Here is a 15,306-nt window from a genome sequence, read left to right on the forward strand (position 1 = left end):
CCCGTCATGACCGTTACCGGGGGGCCGATGGAAGAGCAGTGGGTGGACGATCATGCGGGACCGGTGGTGCGCCCGTACGCGGTGACTCGCGGACGGGCCCGGCCGGTCACCGGCACGTTCGACCTGATCTCCCTCGTGACGGCGATCCAGTCGGATGTCACGCCGGAGGCGGGTCTCGGGCCGGAGCACCTCGCGATCGTGGGGCTCTGTCAACGGATGCAGTCCGTCGCGGAGATAGCGGCGCATCTCGACCTGCCGGTGGGCACCATCCGGGTGCTCCTGGGTGACCTGGTGGCCCGCAACCTGGTGCAGGTCCGTGAGCCGCGGGCCACCGGCGGCCTTCCCGACGACAGCATTTTCGAGGCGGTTATCAATGGACTACGGGCACTCTGAGCAGCCGGTGGAGACGGTGCCCACCGCTATCAAGATCTTGATCGCGGGTGGTTTCGGCGTGGGCAAGACGACCATGGTCGGCGCGGTGAGCGAGACCCGGCCGCTGCGTACCGAGGAGGTCCTCACCGAGTCGGGGGTCGGCATCGACGACCTGTCCGGGGTGGAGGACAAGGCGACCACGACCGTGGCGATGGACTTCGGCCGGATCACCATCAGCGACGACCTGGTGCTCTACCTCTTCGGTACGCCGGGCCAGGACCGGTTCTGGTTCGTCTGGGACGAGCTGGCGCTCGGCGCGCTCGGCGCGGTGGTCCTCGCCGACACCCGTCGCCTGGCCGACTGCTTCCCCTCGATCGACTACTTCGAGGGACGGGGCACCCCGTTCGTGGTGGCGGTGAACTGCTTCGAGGAGGCCCGGCGGTACCGGCTCGACGAGGTGCAGGCGGCGCTCAACCTGGACCCGGACGTGCCGGTGCTGCTCTGCGACGCCCGGCAGCGGCAGTCCAGCAAGGAGGTGCTCATCACCCTGCTGGAGCACGCCATGAAGGTCCGGGCCGCGCGCAGCGCCGCCGGGGGGCTGACCGCAGGCCGCTGACCGGGAACAGGGGTGCCGTGACGGGGACCGGAACCGGGGTTCACGGGGCGGCTACCGCGCCCATCACGGCGGTGCCCACCACCGGGCGCACCTGCATCGACGTTGGCCTGGTGGTGGGCGACGGAGGTCAACTCCGGTCGTCCGGTGGTGCCGCCGCTGGACCTCACCGCCGCGCCGCCGTCGGCGGTGAGGTGCCGTGACACCGCGAGGATCTCGGCCGGGCCGGTGACGGCGAGCTGCACGGGATCGCCTCCACCGAGAACGCCGGGGTCGTCGTGGAGGGCACCTACTCCCGCGACGTACCGCACCCGATGTACTCGGCCAGCGGCTACGCCGACAGCGGTCCGGGCCGCGCGGTGCAGCGCAGCAACGTCTTCGCCAACTCGGGTACCCCGGAGACCGCCGGTACGGTGACCGAGCCGCGGACGTACCCGTACACCCTCGACTCTGCGGCGAACGTGCCCGCCCTGGTGACCGTCGGCGCCGCTGTGGGCCGGATCTGACCTTCAGGCGACCGCCACCCGTCCGCCTCCGGGCACCGCGCCCCGGACACTGCAGGGGCCCCTTGTTCACCAAACACGATGAACAAGGGGCCCCTGCAACCACGAAGAGCGGGTACGAGCTAGCTGGCGATCATCCGGCGCAGCACGTACTGGAGGATGCCGCCGTGGCGGTAGTAGTCCGCCTCGCCCGGGGTGTCGATCCGGACCACGGCGTCGAACTCCACGCCGGTGTCGGTGCTGACCTTCACCGTGCGCGGGGTCTCGCCGTCGTTCAGCGCGGTCACCCCGGCGATCGAGAAGGTCTCGGTGCCGGTGAGGCCCAGGCTGTCGGCGGTCTCGCCGGCCGGGAACTGGAGCGGCAGCACGCCCATACCGATCAGGTTCGACCGGTGGATCCGCTCGTACGACTCGGCGATGACCGCGCGGACGCCGAGCAGCATGGTGCCCTTGGCCGCCCAGTCCCGCGACGACCCGGAGCCGTACTCCTTGCCGGCCAGCACGACCAGCGGGACGCCCGCCTCCTGGTACGCCACCGAGGCGTCGTAGATCGAGGTCTGCTCACCGGTCAGGTGGTTGACCGTGACGCCACCCTCGACACCCGGCACGAGCTGGTTGCGCAGCCGGATGTTGGCGAAGGTGCCCCGGATCATCACCTCGTGGTTGCCCCGGCGCGAGCCGTACGAGTTGAACTCGTGGCGCGGCACGCCGTGCTCGGCGAGGTACGTCCCGGCGGGGGAGTCCGCCTTGATCGAGCCGGCCGGGGAAATGTGGTCGGTGGTGACCGAGTCGCCCAGCTTGGCCAGCACCCGGGCGTCGGTGATGTCGACGACCGGCTTCGGGTCCTTCTCCATGCCCTCGAAGTACGGGGGCTTGCGGACGTAGGTGGACTCGCCCTCCCAGGCGAAGGTGTCGCCGGTCGGGGTGGGCAGCGACTGCCAGCGCTCGTCACCGGCGAAGACGTCGGCGTACGCCGCGCTGAACCCGGTCGCGCCGATCGCGGAGGCGATGACGTCCTGGATCTCGGCGCTGTTCGGCCAGATCTCCCGCAGGAAGACCGGGTTGCCCTGGCTGTCCTCGCCGATCGGCTCGTTGGCCAGGTCGATGTCCATCGTGCCGGCGAGCGCGTACGCGACCACCAGCGGCGGGGACGCCAGGTAGTTCATCTTGACGTCCGGGTTGATCCGGCCCTCGAAGTTCCGGTTGCCGGACAGCACCGAGACGACCGCGAGGTCGGCCTCGTTGACGGCGGCGGAGATCTCCTCCGGCAGCGGGCCGGAGTTGCCGATGCAGGTGGTGCAGCCGTAGCCGACCAGGTGGAAGCCGAGCTTCTCCAGGTACGGCGTGAGGCCGGCCCGCTCGTAGTAGTCCATGACGACCTTGGAGCCGGGGGCCAGGGTGGTCTTCACCCACGGCTTGCGGGTCAGCCCCTTCTCCACCGCGTTGCGGGCCAGCAGCGCCGCGCCGATCATGACCTGCGGGTTGGAGGTGTTGGTGCAGGAGGTGATGGCGGCGATCACGACCGCGCCGTGGTCCAGCTCGAACTCGGTGCCGTCGGCCCCGGTCACCCGGGTCGGGTTGCTGGCCCGGCCGCCCGAGCCGACCGCGCCGTTGACCAGCTCGCGGGGAGCGTCGGCGGGGTCGTTCGTGCCGTCGACGGCGGGCGAGTCGCTGGCCGGGAAGGACTCGGCACTGGCCTCGTCGGCGCGGCCCTGCACGCCGAACGGCTTCTCCTGCTGCGGTACGCCCGGCTTCCGGTCGTCGCCACCGGTCTCGTCGGCGGCCACGTAGTCGGTCAGCGCCGAGCGGAACAGCGTCTTGGCGTTGCCCAGCGGCACCCGGTCCTGCGGGCGCTTCGGCCCGGCCAGGGACGGCTCGATGGTGCCCAGGTCCAGCTCCAGGCGCTCGGAGTAGTCGGGCTCGGCCGCCGGGTCGTGCCAGAGGCCCTGCTCCTTGGCGTACGCCTCGACCAGCGCGACCTGCTCCGGGCTCCGGCCGGTCAGCTCCAGGTAGCGGACGGTCTCGGCGTCGACCGGGAAGATCGCCACGGTGGAGCCGTACTCCGGGGACATGTTGCCGATGGTGGCCCGGTTGGCCAGCGGCACCGCGCCCACGCCAGGGCCGTAGAACTCGACGAACTTGCCGACCACGCCGTGCTTGCGCAGCATCTCGGTGATGGTCAGCACCAGGTCGGTGGCGGTGGTGCCGGCCGGCATCTCACCGGAGAGCTTGAAGCCGACCACGCGCGGGATGAGCATGCTGACCGGCTGGCCGAGCATGGCCGCCTCGGCCTCGATGCCACCGACGCCCCAGCCCAGCACGCCCAGGCCGTTGACCATCGTGGTGTGCGAGTCGGTGCCGACGACGGTGTCCGGGTACGCCTGACCGCCCCGCTCCATCACCGTGCGGGCCAGGTACTCGATGTTGACCTGGTGCACGATGCCGGTGCCCGGCGGGACGACCTTGAACTCGTTGAACGCGGTCTGGCCCCAGCGCAGGAACTGGTAGCGCTCGCGGTTGCGCTCGTACTCCAGCTCGACGTTGCGGGCGAAGGCGTCCTCGCGGCCGAACAGGTCGGCGATGACCGAGTGGTCGATGACCAGTTCGGCCGGGGCGAGCGGGTTCACCTTGGCCGGGTCGCCGCCCAGGTCCCGGACGGCCTCCCGCATGGTGGCCAGGTCGACCACGCAGGGCACGCCGGTGAAGTCCTGCATCAGCACCCGGGCCGGGGTGAACTGGATCTCCACGCTCGGGTCGGCGGCGGCGTCCCACGCGCCGAGCTGGCGGATGTGGTCGGCGGTGATGTTCGCGCCGTCCTCGGTCCGCAGCAGGTTCTCCAGCAGGATCTTCAGGCTGTAGGGCAGTCGTTCGTGGCCCTCCACCTTGCTGATCTTGAAAATCTCGTAGCTCGCGTCTCCGACGCGTAGCTGGGTCTTCGCACCGAAGGTGTCGAGGCTCGCCACGTCGTACTCCTTCACACCAGCGACCGTGAGTAGTCCTGAGCAGTCTGTCGCACCGGTCGGGGTGCCGCCCCGGTTAGGCGACACTAACCAGCGATTCCGCAGTCCTACAAAACCGTACGTCCGTCTTGCTATTCGTGCAACCGGGTGTCAGGCTCTGGGACGGGAGGTCACCCATGATCCACGACCGGGGGCCGTCGGGCTCACGCGGGTCGCGGAACCGGGGGTGAGCAGGCGGCCCGCGCTCCGCCGGGGTGCGGGGGCCAGCGGCCGACGGGCCGCCCGCGGCCTCCGACGGAAACGCGACGACGGGCCGGTCCCCTGGTGTGGGGGCCGGCCCGTCGTGGTGTGGGTGGGTGTTCGGTGTGGGTCAGGCGGAGTAGCCGCGGGTGGCGGTCCAGTCGGCGAGGGCCTCGGTGGTGATCCAGTAGGAGGCCTGGGCGGGGTTGGCGGAGTCGGCGATCTTGACGGTGTCGCCGTTGTCGCGGTAGCCGACGACGCTGATGTAGTGGCCGCCCTCGAAGGAGTGGGGGGTGCCGTCGGTGTCGGTGGCGGTGCCGGCGATGTTGACGACGATGGCGCGGCCGTTGTCGATGGCGGTGACGATGTCCCGGCGCATCTGGTCGGTCTGCTTGTCGTCAGCGGTCGGAGTGGGCAGTTCGATGGTGCGGTAGGTGCCGCTGCTGGTCTTGGCGTTGAGGGCCTTGGTGATCAGGTGGGCGGAGTCGGTGCCGTTCTCGGTGGTGCCCATCTCCTTGGCCAGGTCGTCCTGGGAGAGGTTCCGGTCCATGGTGGACAGGGCGTTCCGGGCGGCGGCGGGGCCGCAGTAGTAGAAGTTCGGCTGCGCCTCGTAGCGCACGCGCAGTTCCCGCTCGCTACGGCCGTTCCCACGGTCGCCACGCTCGTCACGACGCTCGTCACGACGCTCGTCGCGGCGGTCGTCACGACGGTCGTCGCGGTGGTCGTCACGACGGTCGTCTCGGCGGTCGTCACGACGCTCGTCACGGCGGTCGTTGCGCTCGTCGCGGCGGTCGTCGTCGCGGTTGCCGCGGTCGTTGTCGCGGTCGGCGGTGACGGAGACGGCCGAGGTGGGTGTGGCCGCCGAGGCGGGATCGGCGAAGACGGTGGCGGGGCCGGCGAGGGCGCCCGCGGTCAGGGTGGCGCCGGCGATGGTCAGGGCGGCCTTACGGATCAGCGTGGTCATGGGGGTGTCCTGCCTTTCCGTTCGGGGGATGCGCGGCGCGGGGGCGCCACGGCGGGGGAGGGTCCACCGGGTGGGGCGCGGGGGTTCCGTCGCGTGGCACGGGGGTGGCACGGGCGGCAAAGTGTGGGGCGGACCCGGGGCTCGGCCCTTGCGGGTGCGCCAGCCATGTACAACGCCGCCGACCCGGCCCGCATTCCGGATCCGGTGGGCCCGGCCCCGGGGGCGAAGCGGTGGTGCTCGGGGGTGAGCCGGGTCCAACGCCACCGACCCCCACCCGATTCCCGGCGGCAGGCCGCACCGGCAGAGCGCACCGGGCAGGCCGCACCGCACGCCACGGGCCGGTGCCCGCGCGTGCATCCGGACGCCGGGGATCCCCCGGGCGAAACCGGACAGGCGTCGCTGCCGGCGACGACGCGGGCGGCACGGACGGACCGGTCGCATGCCCGCTCGCCGTCGCTCGGCGGGTTTCCCCGACCCACCGCGTCGAGGTCGGATTCCGACCGCTATCCTAGGGGTCCTAGCATTCAGCCGATACGCCAAAGGATGCGCCGTGCCACGACAGGGTTTGACGACCGCTCGCGTCGTGGCGGCCGCAGCCGAGCTGGCCGACTCGCTCGGGTTGGAACGGCTCACGGTCGCGGCCGTCGCCCGCCACTTCGGGGTCGCCGACGCCAGCGTCTACGGGCACGTCCGCAGCCGGGAGGCGTTGCTGCACCAGGTCGCGGTCCGGGCCGCGGCGACGTTCGCCGACCGTCTCGGGCTCGCGGTGGCCGGCTGCTCCGGACGCCAGGCACTGATCGGCTTCGCCGACGCATACCGGGCGTTCGCGGTCACCCACCCCGGGCAGTACGCCGCGACCCAGCTCCAACTCCCGCCCGACGTGGGCAGGAACTCGGCGGGGCACCTGCGCCTGATCGAGCTGAGCTACGCGACGCTGCGTGGGTACGGGCTCGACGAGCCCGTCCTGACCGATGCGATCCGGTTCGTGCGGAGCACGCTCCACGGGTTCGCGACGCTCGAGACGGCCGAGGGGCTCGGGCATCCCCGCGACCTCGACGCGTCCTGGCGCTGCGTCATCGACGCCGTCCACAGGGCACTCGACAACTGGCCCACGACCGAGGGGGAGCAACGTTGAACAGCACCGATCAGGAGATCCGGTCGGCGGACGGCACCCGGTTGGTGGTTCGGCGGGTGGGTGCGGGCGACCCCGTCGTCCTTCTGCACGGCTCGGGCGGCGGCCTGCACTCCTGGGCTCCGGTCGCCGAGCGGCTCGCGGGGTCGTACGAGCTGTGGATGCCAGCCCGGCGTGGGTACGGCCCCAGCGGTGTCTCGCCCGGCCGTAAGTCGTTCAAGGACGACGTCGCCGACGTGGTCGCCGTGATCGAGGCGGTGGGGCAGCCGGTGCACCTGGTCGGCGGCTCCTACGGCGCGACGCTGGCGCTGCACACTGCGGCAGCCGAGCCGGGCCGGCTGCGCTCGTTGGCCGTCTTCGAGCCGCCGCTCTACGCGGCCGGGGAGTCGATTGGGCCGCTGCTCGACCGCTACCGGGCGGCCTTCGAGCGGGACGACGCGGGCGAGATGTTCGCCGTGCTCAACGAGGTCACCCGGGTGCCACCCCCGGTCGTCGCGGCGTTCGTGGCCGCGGCGGGCGACCGACGGCCCGACCCGGCCGAGGCCCGGCGCGCGGCGATCGGCTGGCTGCACGACCTGGAGGCGCTGGCCGACGACGGCACCGACCCGGCCCGCTGGTCGTCTGTCACCGTCCCGACGCTGCTGATGCAGGGCGCCGACACCTGGGAGCCGATGCCGACCACGATGGATGCCCTGGCTGCGGCTCTTCCCGCCGTACGCCGGGTGATCTGGCCGGGCCAGTCGCACTTCGCGACGACGAGTGCCCCCGACCTGGCAGCCGACGCACTGCGCGCGTTCTTCGCCGAGGTGCGCCCCGGGCGGCGAGGTGGCTGAGGCACCGGTGGCGAGTGCGTGCGGGGGTACCGCCGAAGCAGGGCGGTCGCATGTCACCATTCCGGGCATGGAGATGTGGCACAACCCGTCCTGCTCGAAGTGCGCCGGTGCGCGCCAGAGCCTGGACGCCGCCCGGGTGCCCTACCGGCTGCGGGCGTACCTGGAGCAGCCGCCGAGCGCGGAGGAGCTGGCCGAGGTGCTGCGCCGGCTGGACGCCCGGCCCTGGGACGTCTGCCGGCTCGGCGAGCGCGCCGCCGTCGAGCGGGGCATGGCCGACTGGCCGCGCGACGAGGCGTCCGTACCTCGCTGGATCGAGGCGATGGTGGCCGCGCCGGAGCTGATCCAGCGTCCGATCCTGCTGCTCGACGACGGTGGGGCGGTGGTCGGCCGTACCCCGGAGGCGCTGACCGACGCGGTACGGCGCGCCGCCACGACGGACTGACGGACTGACGGATCCGGACCGGCGGACGGCCGGCCGGCCGGGTCCGCCTCAGCTCTCCGCGTCGGCCGGCGGAGTCGTGGCCGCCTCCGCGTGCCGGTCACGCAGCCGGGCCCGGATCTCCTCCGGGGTGTACGCCCGGCGTCGCCGTTCCGCGCGGGCGACGACCACCCCGGTCGCCGCGACCCCCACCACACCGGCCAGCCCGAGGAGCTTCCACCACTGCATCCGTTGCCGCATGGGCCTAGGGTAGTGCCACATGAGCATCAGCCTGGACGAGGCGGTCGAGCTGACCCGCACCGGCGACGTGTGGGTGTTCCGGGGACGCAGCGTGCCGGACCGGGCCATCCAACTCACCACCAACAGTCCGGTCAACCACGTCGGCATGGCGGTGGTGCTGGACGACCTGCCCCCGCTGATGTGGCACGCGGAGCTGGGGCGCTCGCTGCCGGACCTGTGGACCGGCACCCACCAGCGGGGCGTGCAGCTGCACGACCTGCGGGACGCGGTCTGCGTCTGGGCCAACCGGTACGGCCAGCGGGGCTGGCTGCGGCAGCTCGAACCGCCCGCCGACGCGGCGATGGAGGACGCCGTGCTGCGCACCGTCGCCCGGCTCGACGGCACGCCCTTCCCGTCCACCGCGCAGCTGGCCTGGCGTTGGCTGCGCGGCCGGGTGCCGGCGATCCCCCGCCCGGCGCTGCCCGGTCGGCGTGGACCCGCGCCCGTGCCCGCCGGCCCACCGGACCAGCCGGCGGGCGTCACGGACCGGTCCCTGGAGACCGCGTACTGCGCGGAGGTGGTCGCCGTGACCTACGAGGCGATGGGGCTGCTCCCGCCGGGACGGCGGCCGAACTGGTACGACCCGGGCCGGTTCTGGAGCGGCGACGACCTCGGCCTCGAGGCCGGTGCCACGCTCGGCGCCGAGATCGAGGTGCGGATCCCGTCCCGCTGAGGTTTGCTCGGACGTCCGGGCGGCAACTCCTGACGCCGTGACAGCCTCCACCGACCTCGGCACGCTCAGCGACTTCTTCGACCGGTACGGCGTGGCGCTGACCACCGGCGACGTCTCCGCCATCGCCGGCTGCTATGCCCTGCCCGGCCTGGTGGTGGCCGACACCTACAGCTTCTCGTTCAGCTCGCCGGCCGCGGTGGCACTGTCCTTCGTGGGTGCCGCCCCCGACTACCGGGAGCGTGAGCTGGTCGCCGCGAACGCGGTGATCCTCCAGGTGGAACCGCTCTCCCCGCTGTTGACCCTGGTGGCGGTGCAGTGGGAGTTCCTGGACAGCCTGGGGCGGGCGGTGCCGGGTGAGCGGTACCGCTACCTGCTCCGCGCCACCGATGACGGACTGGTGATCTGCACGGTCGTCCGGGCCGGTTGACCCGTCGGCGGCCGGACCGGTCGGACGGTCCAACCGTCGGACCGGGTGACCCCGGCCGGAGAACCAGCAGCCCTCGCCGGCGCGGGTGACGGGGACCTACCGGCCGGTGGAGACCTACGACGCGGAGCGTTCATCGGCGAGGTGCGGTTGACCAACCTTCACCAGCGGTGCGGGCCTGGCCTCCGGTGCCTCCGCGTCGCTGCGGTCGACTGTGGGGGACCGTGGTTCTGCAAGGTGACCGCAATATTTCGACGTGGTTTGCAAGGTATTGCAGAACGTTTCGGCAAGGACTAGCGTGCGGGCCAATCTACGACCACGGAAAGGCCGTCGATGAAACCCCCGCCAACATCCCGCAAGGCCCGGTTCGGCCTGCTCTCCCTGCTCGCCCTGGCTCTCGTCGGCACCCCCGTCGTCGTCGACCAGCTCGGGGCCGACGCCACCGCGCGTCCCGACCCTCTCGCCGCGGCCGGCGCGCCACAGTGGCGCAGCGAGCCCTCCGCCGAGGCGATGCTCCGCGCCGGTGCCGACTCCACCCGCGCCGAGCAGTTCTACTTCGTCCTGCCGGACCGGTTCGCCAACGGCGATCCGCGCAACGACCGTGGCGGCCTGACCGGGGACCGGCTGAACACCGGCCTCGACCCGGCCGACAAGGGCTTCTACCACGGCGGCGACCTCAAGGGCCTGATCGACAAGCTTGAGTACATCCAGGGGCTCGGCACCACCGCCATCTGGCTGGCCCCGATCTTCGAGAACCGTCCCGTGCAGGGCACCGGCGACGACGTCTCCGCCGGCTACCACGGCTACTGGATCACCGACTTCACCCAGGTCGACCCGCACTTCGGCACCAACGAGGAACTGCGGAGGCTGGTCCGCCTCGCCCACCAGCGGGGGATCCGGGTCTTCCTGGACATCATCGTGAACCACACCGCCGACGTCATCAAGTACGCCGAGGACAAGTACGCGTACGTCGACAAGAAGACCAGCCCGTACACGGACGCGCGGGGGCGTGCCTTCGAGGACCGCAACTACGCCGACGGGACCCGTGACTTCCCGACGGTGAACGCGGACGCGGGCCCGTACACCCCGACCTTCGCCAGCGGGGCGGACCGGACCGTCAAGGTCCCGGCCTGGCTGAACGACGTGACCATGTACCACAACCGGGGCGACTCCACCTTCGCCGGCGAGAACAGCGAGTACGGTGACTTCTACGGCCTCGACGATCTGTGGACCGAGCGTCCCGAGGTGGTGCGCGGGCTGACCAAGGTCTACGGCGACTGGATCGCCGGCACCGGGGTGGACGGGTTCCGGCTGGACACCGTCAAGCACGTCAACCTCGACTTCTGGCCGCAGTTCAGCCGGGGCGTGGAGCGCGCCGCCGAGCAGGCCGGCAAGAAGGACTTCTTCATGTTCGGTGAGGTCTACAGCGCCGACCCGGAGATCACCTCCGGCTACGTCCGGCAGGGCGGCCTGCCGGCCACCCTGGACTTCGCCTTCCAGGAGGCGGCCCGGGGCTACACCGCCGGCAACGGGTCGGCGAAGGCCCTCGCCGACGTGTACGCCCGCGACGACCTCTATTCCTCCCGGGACACCGACGCCGACCGGCTGCCCACCTTCCTCGGCAACCACGACATGGGTCGGATCGGCTCGTTCATCGCGGGCGCCGGCACCGACCCGGGCACGCACCTGCGCCGCGACCAGCTCGCCCACCAGCTGATGTTCCTCACCCGGGGACAGCCGGTGGTCTACTCCGGTGACGAGCAGGGCTTCACCGGCCCCGGCGGCGACAAGGACGCCCGGCAGGACATGTTCGCCTCGAAGACCCCCGACTACCTCGACGACGACCTGATCGGCACCGACCGCACGCACGCCGCCGACCAGTACGACCGCGACCACCCGCTCTACCGCACCATCGCGGAGCTGGGCGCGCTGCGGAAGGCGCACCCCGCACTGCGCGACGGCATCCAGGTCACCCGGCACGCCGCCGACGGCCCGGGGGTCTTCGCGTTCTCCCGGATCGACCCGAAGCAGCGTGTCGAGTACGTCGTCGCGGTCAACAACGCGGCCACGCCGCAGACCGTCATCGTGGACACCTGGTCGGCGAACGCCACCTTCACCGGCGTCCACGGTGCCACCGGCACCACCACCGCCACCGGGGACGGCAAGCTGACCCTCACCGTGCCGCCGCTGTCGGCGGTGGTGCACCGGGCCGGCACGCCGATCCCCCAGCCGGCCGCCGCCCCGGGCATCACCATCACCGCCCCGGCCGACGACGCCGCCGTGGTCACCCGCGCCGCGGTCAGCGCCGCGGTCACCGGGGACCCGCTCGCCACCGTCGCGGTGGCCGCCCGGGTCGACGGCGGGAAGTGGACGCTGCTGGGCACCGCCGAGCAGGCCCCGTACACGCTGCACCACGACCTGACCGGGCTGCCCGGCGGCACGCGGATCGAGTACAAGGCCGTGGTCCGCGACAGCAGGGGCCGTACCGCGAGCACCCGCTCCACCGCCACCGTGGGCACCCCCGACCAGGGAGCCTCCCGGGACTGGGCGATCGTGCACTACCAGCGCCCCGACGGTGACTACGCCGACTGGGGGATCTACGCCTGGGGCGACATCGACCCGGCGTACGTCACCGAGTGGCCCAAAGGGCAGCCGTTCGCCGGCCAGGATGCCTACGGCCGGTTCGCCTGGGTGAAGCTCAAGCCGGGCGCGAAGTCCGTCGGCTTCCTGGTGGTCGACTCCGACGGCAACAAGGACGTCGCCCAGGACCGGACCATCGACGTCACCCGGACCGGGGAGATCTGGATCAAACAGGGCGACCCGACGGTCCACACCAGCTACTCCGACGCCACCGGGCAGCCCGCCCCGCCGGTCGAGGAGGGCGTCGCGGTCCTCCACTACCGTCGCGCCGACAACAACTACGGCGGTTGGGGCCTGCACCTCTGGGACGGCGCGGCCAACCCGACCGACTGGGCGTCGCCGCTCGCCCCGACGACGGTCGACGCGTTCGGCGCGGTGTTCCGGGTGCCGCTGGCGGCCGGAGCCACCGGGCTGAGCTACATCATCCACTCCGGAGACGAGAAGGACCTCCCGCAGGACCAGCGGCTCGACTTCGCCAGCGCCGGACGGGAGGTGTGGCTGCTCGCCGCCACCCCGGGCCGGCTGCTCCCGGCGACCACCAGCGGCACCGCGAAGGACGTCGACATCACGAAGCAGAAGGCGCACTGGATCGACCGGTCGACCGTCGCGTGGTCGACCGGCCCGACCGACGGGAAGACGTACGCCCTGGTCACCGCTGCGGCTGGCGGCGTGACCGTGGTCGACGGCGAGCTGTCCGGGACGTACACCTCACTGCCGCTGACCGCGGCGCGTAACGGGCTCACCGAGGCCCAGCGGGCGCGGTTCCCGCACCTGTGGGCCCACCGGGCGTTCACCCTCGCCGACCGTGACCTGGCGAAGGTGCCGGCCGCGCTGCGCGGCCAGCTCCTGGTGACCGAACGGGACCACGAGGGCACCCTGCTCGGCGCGACCGGCGTGCAGATCCCCGGTGTCCTCGACGACGTCTACGCCCGCGCCACGTCTGCGAAGCTCGGCCCGACCTTCGACGGCACCCGCCCGTCCCTGGCGGTCTGGGCACCCACCGCCCACACCGTCGCGCTCGAACTGTCCGACTCGCCGACCGCGCAGCCCACCACGGTGGCGATGCGCCGGGACGACCGCACCGGCGTCTGGTCGGTGCGCGGGGCGCGGGAGTGGACCGGGAAGTACTACCGCTACCGGGTCCGGACCTGGCAGCCGGCGGCACAGAAACTGGTCACCGCGTCGGTCACCGACCCGTACTCGGTGGCGCTGGCGCCGAACTCCACGCACAGCCAGATCGTCGACCTGACCGACCCGGCGCTCGCCCCGGCCGGGTGGGCGACGCTGCGCAAGCCGGCGGCGGTGCCGTCGTCGAAGGTGCAGATCACCGAGCTGTCGGTGCGGGACTTCTCGATCGCCGACACCACCGTGCCGGCCGAGCGGCGCGGCACCTTCCTCGCCTTCACCGACCCGGCCACCGCCGGGATGACCCACCTGCGCAAGCTCGGTGCCGCCGGGGTCACCCACCTGCACCTGCTCCCCGCCTTCGACTTCGCCACCATCCCCGAGCGGCGCGGCGAGCAGAAGCAGCCCGCCTGCGACCTGGCGAAGCTGCCGCCGGACTCCGACCAGCAGCAGAAGTGCGTCGCGGCGGTCGCCGACACCGACGGCTACAACTGGGGGTACGACCCGCTGCACTACACCGTCCCGGAGGGCGGGTACGCCGTCGACCCGACCGGGGCGAAGCGGACCACCGAGTTCCGGCAGATGGTCGCCGGGGCCAACGCCGCCGGCCTGCGGGTGGTGATGGACGTGGTCTACAACCACACCTCGGCCGCCGGCACCGACCCGAAGTCGGTGCTCGACCAGGTGGTGCCCGGCTACTACCACCGGCTGCTGGACGACGGCACGGTCGCCAACTCCACCTGCTGCGCCAACACCGCCCCCGAGCACGCCATGATGGGCAAGCTCGTGGTCGACTCCGTGGTCACCTGGGCGAGGGCCTACAAGGTGGACGGCTTCCGGTTCGACCTGATGGGTCACCACCCGAAGGCGAACATGCTCGCCGTCCGGGCGGCGCTGGACAAGCTCACCGTCGCCCGGGACGGGGTGGACGGGCGCTCGATCCTGCTCTACGGCGAGGGCTGGAACTTCGGCGAGGTGGCGAACGACGCCCGGTTCGTCCAGGCGACCCAGGCCAACATGGCCGGCACCGGCATCGGCACCTTCAACGACCGGCTCCGCGACGCGGTGCGCGGCGGCGGCCCGTTCGACGCCAACCCGCGCGTGCAGGGCTTCGCCTCCGGGCTGTTCACCGACCCGAACGGCGACCCGGTCAACGGCACCGCCGAGCAGCAGTGCGCCCGGCTGCTGCACGCCCACGACCAGATCAAGGTCGGCCTGGTCGGCAACCTCGCCGGCTACCGGTTCACCGACACCTCGGGCCGGACGGTGACCGGCGCGCAGGTCGACTACAACGGCTCGCCCGCCGGCTACACCGCCGCGCCGGGGGAGGCGGTCACCTACGTCGACGCGCACGACAACGAGATCCTGTACGACGCGCTGGCGTACAAGCTGCCGCAGGGCACCGGCATGACGGACCGGGCCCGGATGCAGGTGCTCGCCCTCTCCACCGTGGTCCTCGGGCAGGGGAGCGGCTTCGTCACCACCGGCACCGAGCGGCTGCGGTCGAAGTCGCTGGACCGTAACTCGTACAACTCCGGTGACTGGTTCAACCAGATCCGGTGGGACTGCGCCCAGGGCAACGGGTTCGGTGCCGGCCTGCCCCCGGCACAGGACAACCAGGACAAGTGGTCGTACGCCAAGCCGCTGCTGGCGGACGCGACGCTGGTGCCGGACTGCGCGGCGGTGAACCTGACCGACACCCGGTACGCCGAGCTGCTGCGGGTGCGGGCCTCCTCGCCGGTGTTCGGGCTGACCGACGCCAGTGAGGTGCAGAAGCGGGTCGCCTTCCCGCTCTCCGGCCCGCGGGAGACCCCCGGTGTGCTCACCATGACGCTGGACGGTCGCGGCCTGGACCGACAGTGGACGTCGGTGACGGTGGTCTTCAACACCACACCGAAGGCGGCGAAGCAGCAGGTCACCGGCCTGCGTGGGGCGGACGTGTCGCTGCACCCGGTGCTGCGTGACTCGGCGGACCCGGCGCTGCGCACCGCGGCCTTCGACCCGGCCGACGGGACGTTCACCGTCCCGGCCCGCAGTGTGGCGGTCTTCGTCCAGAAGTGAGACGACGTGAACCGGCCCCCTCCCGCGTCTCGCGAAAGGGGGCCGGTT

At 72.1% G+C, this 15,306-nt stretch carries 11 protein-coding genes and 1 pseudogene; 9 read left to right on the forward strand and 3 right to left on the reverse strand.

Features of this window, described 5'->3' with window-relative positions; genetic code table 11:
- Positions 1–6: 6 nt before the first annotated feature.
- From GA0074694_RS19040 to GA0074694_RS19050, 3 genes are all read left to right on the forward strand, one after another.
- Positions 7–393 carry a DUF742 domain-containing protein gene (locus tag GA0074694_RS19040; protein WP_091460300.1) on the forward strand — a complete coding sequence of 129 codons (387 nt, stop codon included), beginning with the start codon at positions 7–9 and terminating at the stop codon, positions 391–393.
- Positions 374–988 carry a GTP-binding protein gene (locus GA0074694_RS19045; RefSeq protein WP_091460301.1) on the forward strand — a complete coding sequence of 205 codons (615 nt, stop codon included), beginning with the start codon at positions 374–376 and terminating at the stop codon, positions 986–988. Before GA0074694_RS19040 ends, GA0074694_RS19045 begins: the two co-directional genes overlap by 20 nt.
- A gap of 275 nt (positions 989–1,263) precedes the next feature.
- The gene (locus GA0074694_RS19050; RefSeq protein ID WP_091460303.1) at positions 1,264–1,491 is read left to right on the forward strand and encodes a hypothetical protein; all 228 of its coding nucleotides are present in this window, start codon (positions 1,264–1,266) and stop codon (positions 1,489–1,491) included.
- A 119-nt stretch (positions 1,492–1,610) separates the two neighbouring features.
- On the opposite strand, the gene GA0074694_RS19055 is transcribed toward GA0074694_RS19050, so the two are convergent.
- Together GA0074694_RS19055 and GA0074694_RS33950 are read right to left on the reverse strand one after the other, a co-directional pair.
- Positions 1,611–4,466, reverse strand: a complete 2,856-nt coding sequence (locus tag GA0074694_RS19055) for an aconitate hydratase (RefSeq protein WP_091460306.1) — start codon at positions 4,464–4,466, stop codon at positions 1,611–1,613.
- Positions 4,467–4,818: 352 nt separating this feature from the next.
- Positions 4,819–5,441: pseudogene (locus GA0074694_RS33950) on the reverse strand (C39 family peptidase).
- A 761-nt stretch (positions 5,442–6,202) separates the two neighbouring features.
- Here GA0074694_RS33950 and GA0074694_RS19065 point away from each other — a divergent pair.
- The 3 genes from GA0074694_RS19065 to GA0074694_RS19075 all read left to right on the forward strand — a co-directional run bounded on the left by GA0074694_RS19065 (position 6,203) and on the right by GA0074694_RS19075 (position 8,059).
- The gene (locus GA0074694_RS19065; RefSeq protein ID WP_091460312.1) at positions 6,203–6,787 is read left to right on the forward strand and encodes a TetR/AcrR family transcriptional regulator; all 585 of its coding nucleotides are present in this window, start codon (positions 6,203–6,205) and stop codon (positions 6,785–6,787) included.
- Positions 6,784–7,617 carry an alpha/beta fold hydrolase gene (locus GA0074694_RS19070; protein WP_176738006.1) on the forward strand — a complete coding sequence of 278 codons (834 nt, stop codon included), beginning with the start codon at positions 6,784–6,786 and terminating at the stop codon, positions 7,615–7,617. The genes GA0074694_RS19065 and GA0074694_RS19070 overlap by 4 nt, the downstream gene beginning before the upstream one ends.
- A gap of 67 nt (positions 7,618–7,684) precedes the next feature.
- Positions 7,685–8,059: an ArsC/Spx/MgsR family protein gene (locus tag GA0074694_RS19075; protein WP_091460315.1), complete on the forward strand. Its 375-nt coding sequence runs from the start codon at positions 7,685–7,687 to the stop codon at positions 8,057–8,059.
- A 48-nt stretch (positions 8,060–8,107) separates the two neighbouring features.
- Here GA0074694_RS19075 and GA0074694_RS19080 read toward each other — a convergent pair whose 3' ends face one another.
- Positions 8,108–8,296 carry a hypothetical protein gene (locus GA0074694_RS19080; RefSeq protein ID WP_091460316.1) on the reverse strand — a complete coding sequence of 63 codons (189 nt, stop codon included), beginning with the start codon at positions 8,294–8,296 and terminating at the stop codon, positions 8,108–8,110.
- Between the two features lie 19 nt (positions 8,297–8,315).
- On the opposite strand from GA0074694_RS19080, the gene GA0074694_RS19085 reads away from it, so the two are divergent.
- The 3 genes from GA0074694_RS19085 to pulA all read left to right on the forward strand — a co-directional run bounded on the left by GA0074694_RS19085 (position 8,316) and on the right by pulA (position 15,258).
- On the forward strand, positions 8,316–9,008 hold the full coding sequence (locus GA0074694_RS19085; RefSeq protein WP_091460318.1) for a hypothetical protein: 693 nt from the start codon (positions 8,316–8,318) through the stop codon (positions 9,006–9,008).
- A gap of 37 nt (positions 9,009–9,045) precedes the next feature.
- On the forward strand, positions 9,046–9,435 hold the full coding sequence (locus tag GA0074694_RS19090) for a hypothetical protein (protein WP_091460320.1): 390 nt from the start codon (positions 9,046–9,048) through the stop codon (positions 9,433–9,435).
- A 330-nt stretch (positions 9,436–9,765) separates the two neighbouring features.
- On the forward strand, positions 9,766–15,258 hold the full coding sequence (gene pulA / locus GA0074694_RS19095; protein WP_091460323.1) for a pullulanase-type alpha-1,6-glucosidase: 5,493 nt from the start codon (positions 9,766–9,768) through the stop codon (positions 15,256–15,258).
- Positions 15,259–15,306: the final 48 nt, after the last annotated feature.

The organism is Micromonospora inyonensis (assembly GCF_900091415.1).
In the GTDB taxonomy this organism is placed as follows: Bacteria; Actinomycetota; Actinomycetes; order Mycobacteriales; family Micromonosporaceae; genus Micromonospora; species Micromonospora inyonensis.

What these genes read in the sequence shown, in the direction of transcription:
- GA0074694_RS19075 (WP_091460315.1), top strand. Translation starts at nt 7,685, where the DNA reads ATGGAGATGTGGCACAACCCGTCCTGCTCGAAGTGCGCCGGTGCGCGC.
- GA0074694_RS19085 (WP_091460318.1), top strand. Translation starts at nt 8,316, where the DNA reads ATGAGCATCAGCCTGGACGAGGCGGTCGAGCTGACCCGCACCGGCGAC.
- GA0074694_RS19080 (WP_091460316.1), bottom strand. Translation starts at nt 8,296, where the DNA reads ATGCGGCAACGGATGCAGTGGTGGAAGCTCCTCGGGCTGGCCGGTGTG.
- pulA (WP_091460323.1), top strand. Translation starts at nt 9,766, where the DNA reads ATGAAACCCCCGCCAACATCCCGCAAGGCCCGGTTCGGCCTGCTCTCC.
- GA0074694_RS19040 (WP_091460300.1), top strand. Translation starts at nt 7, where the DNA reads ATGACCGTTACCGGGGGGCCGATGGAAGAGCAGTGGGTGGACGATCAT.
- GA0074694_RS19045 (WP_091460301.1), top strand. Translation starts at nt 374, where the DNA reads ATGGACTACGGGCACTCTGAGCAGCCGGTGGAGACGGTGCCCACCGCT.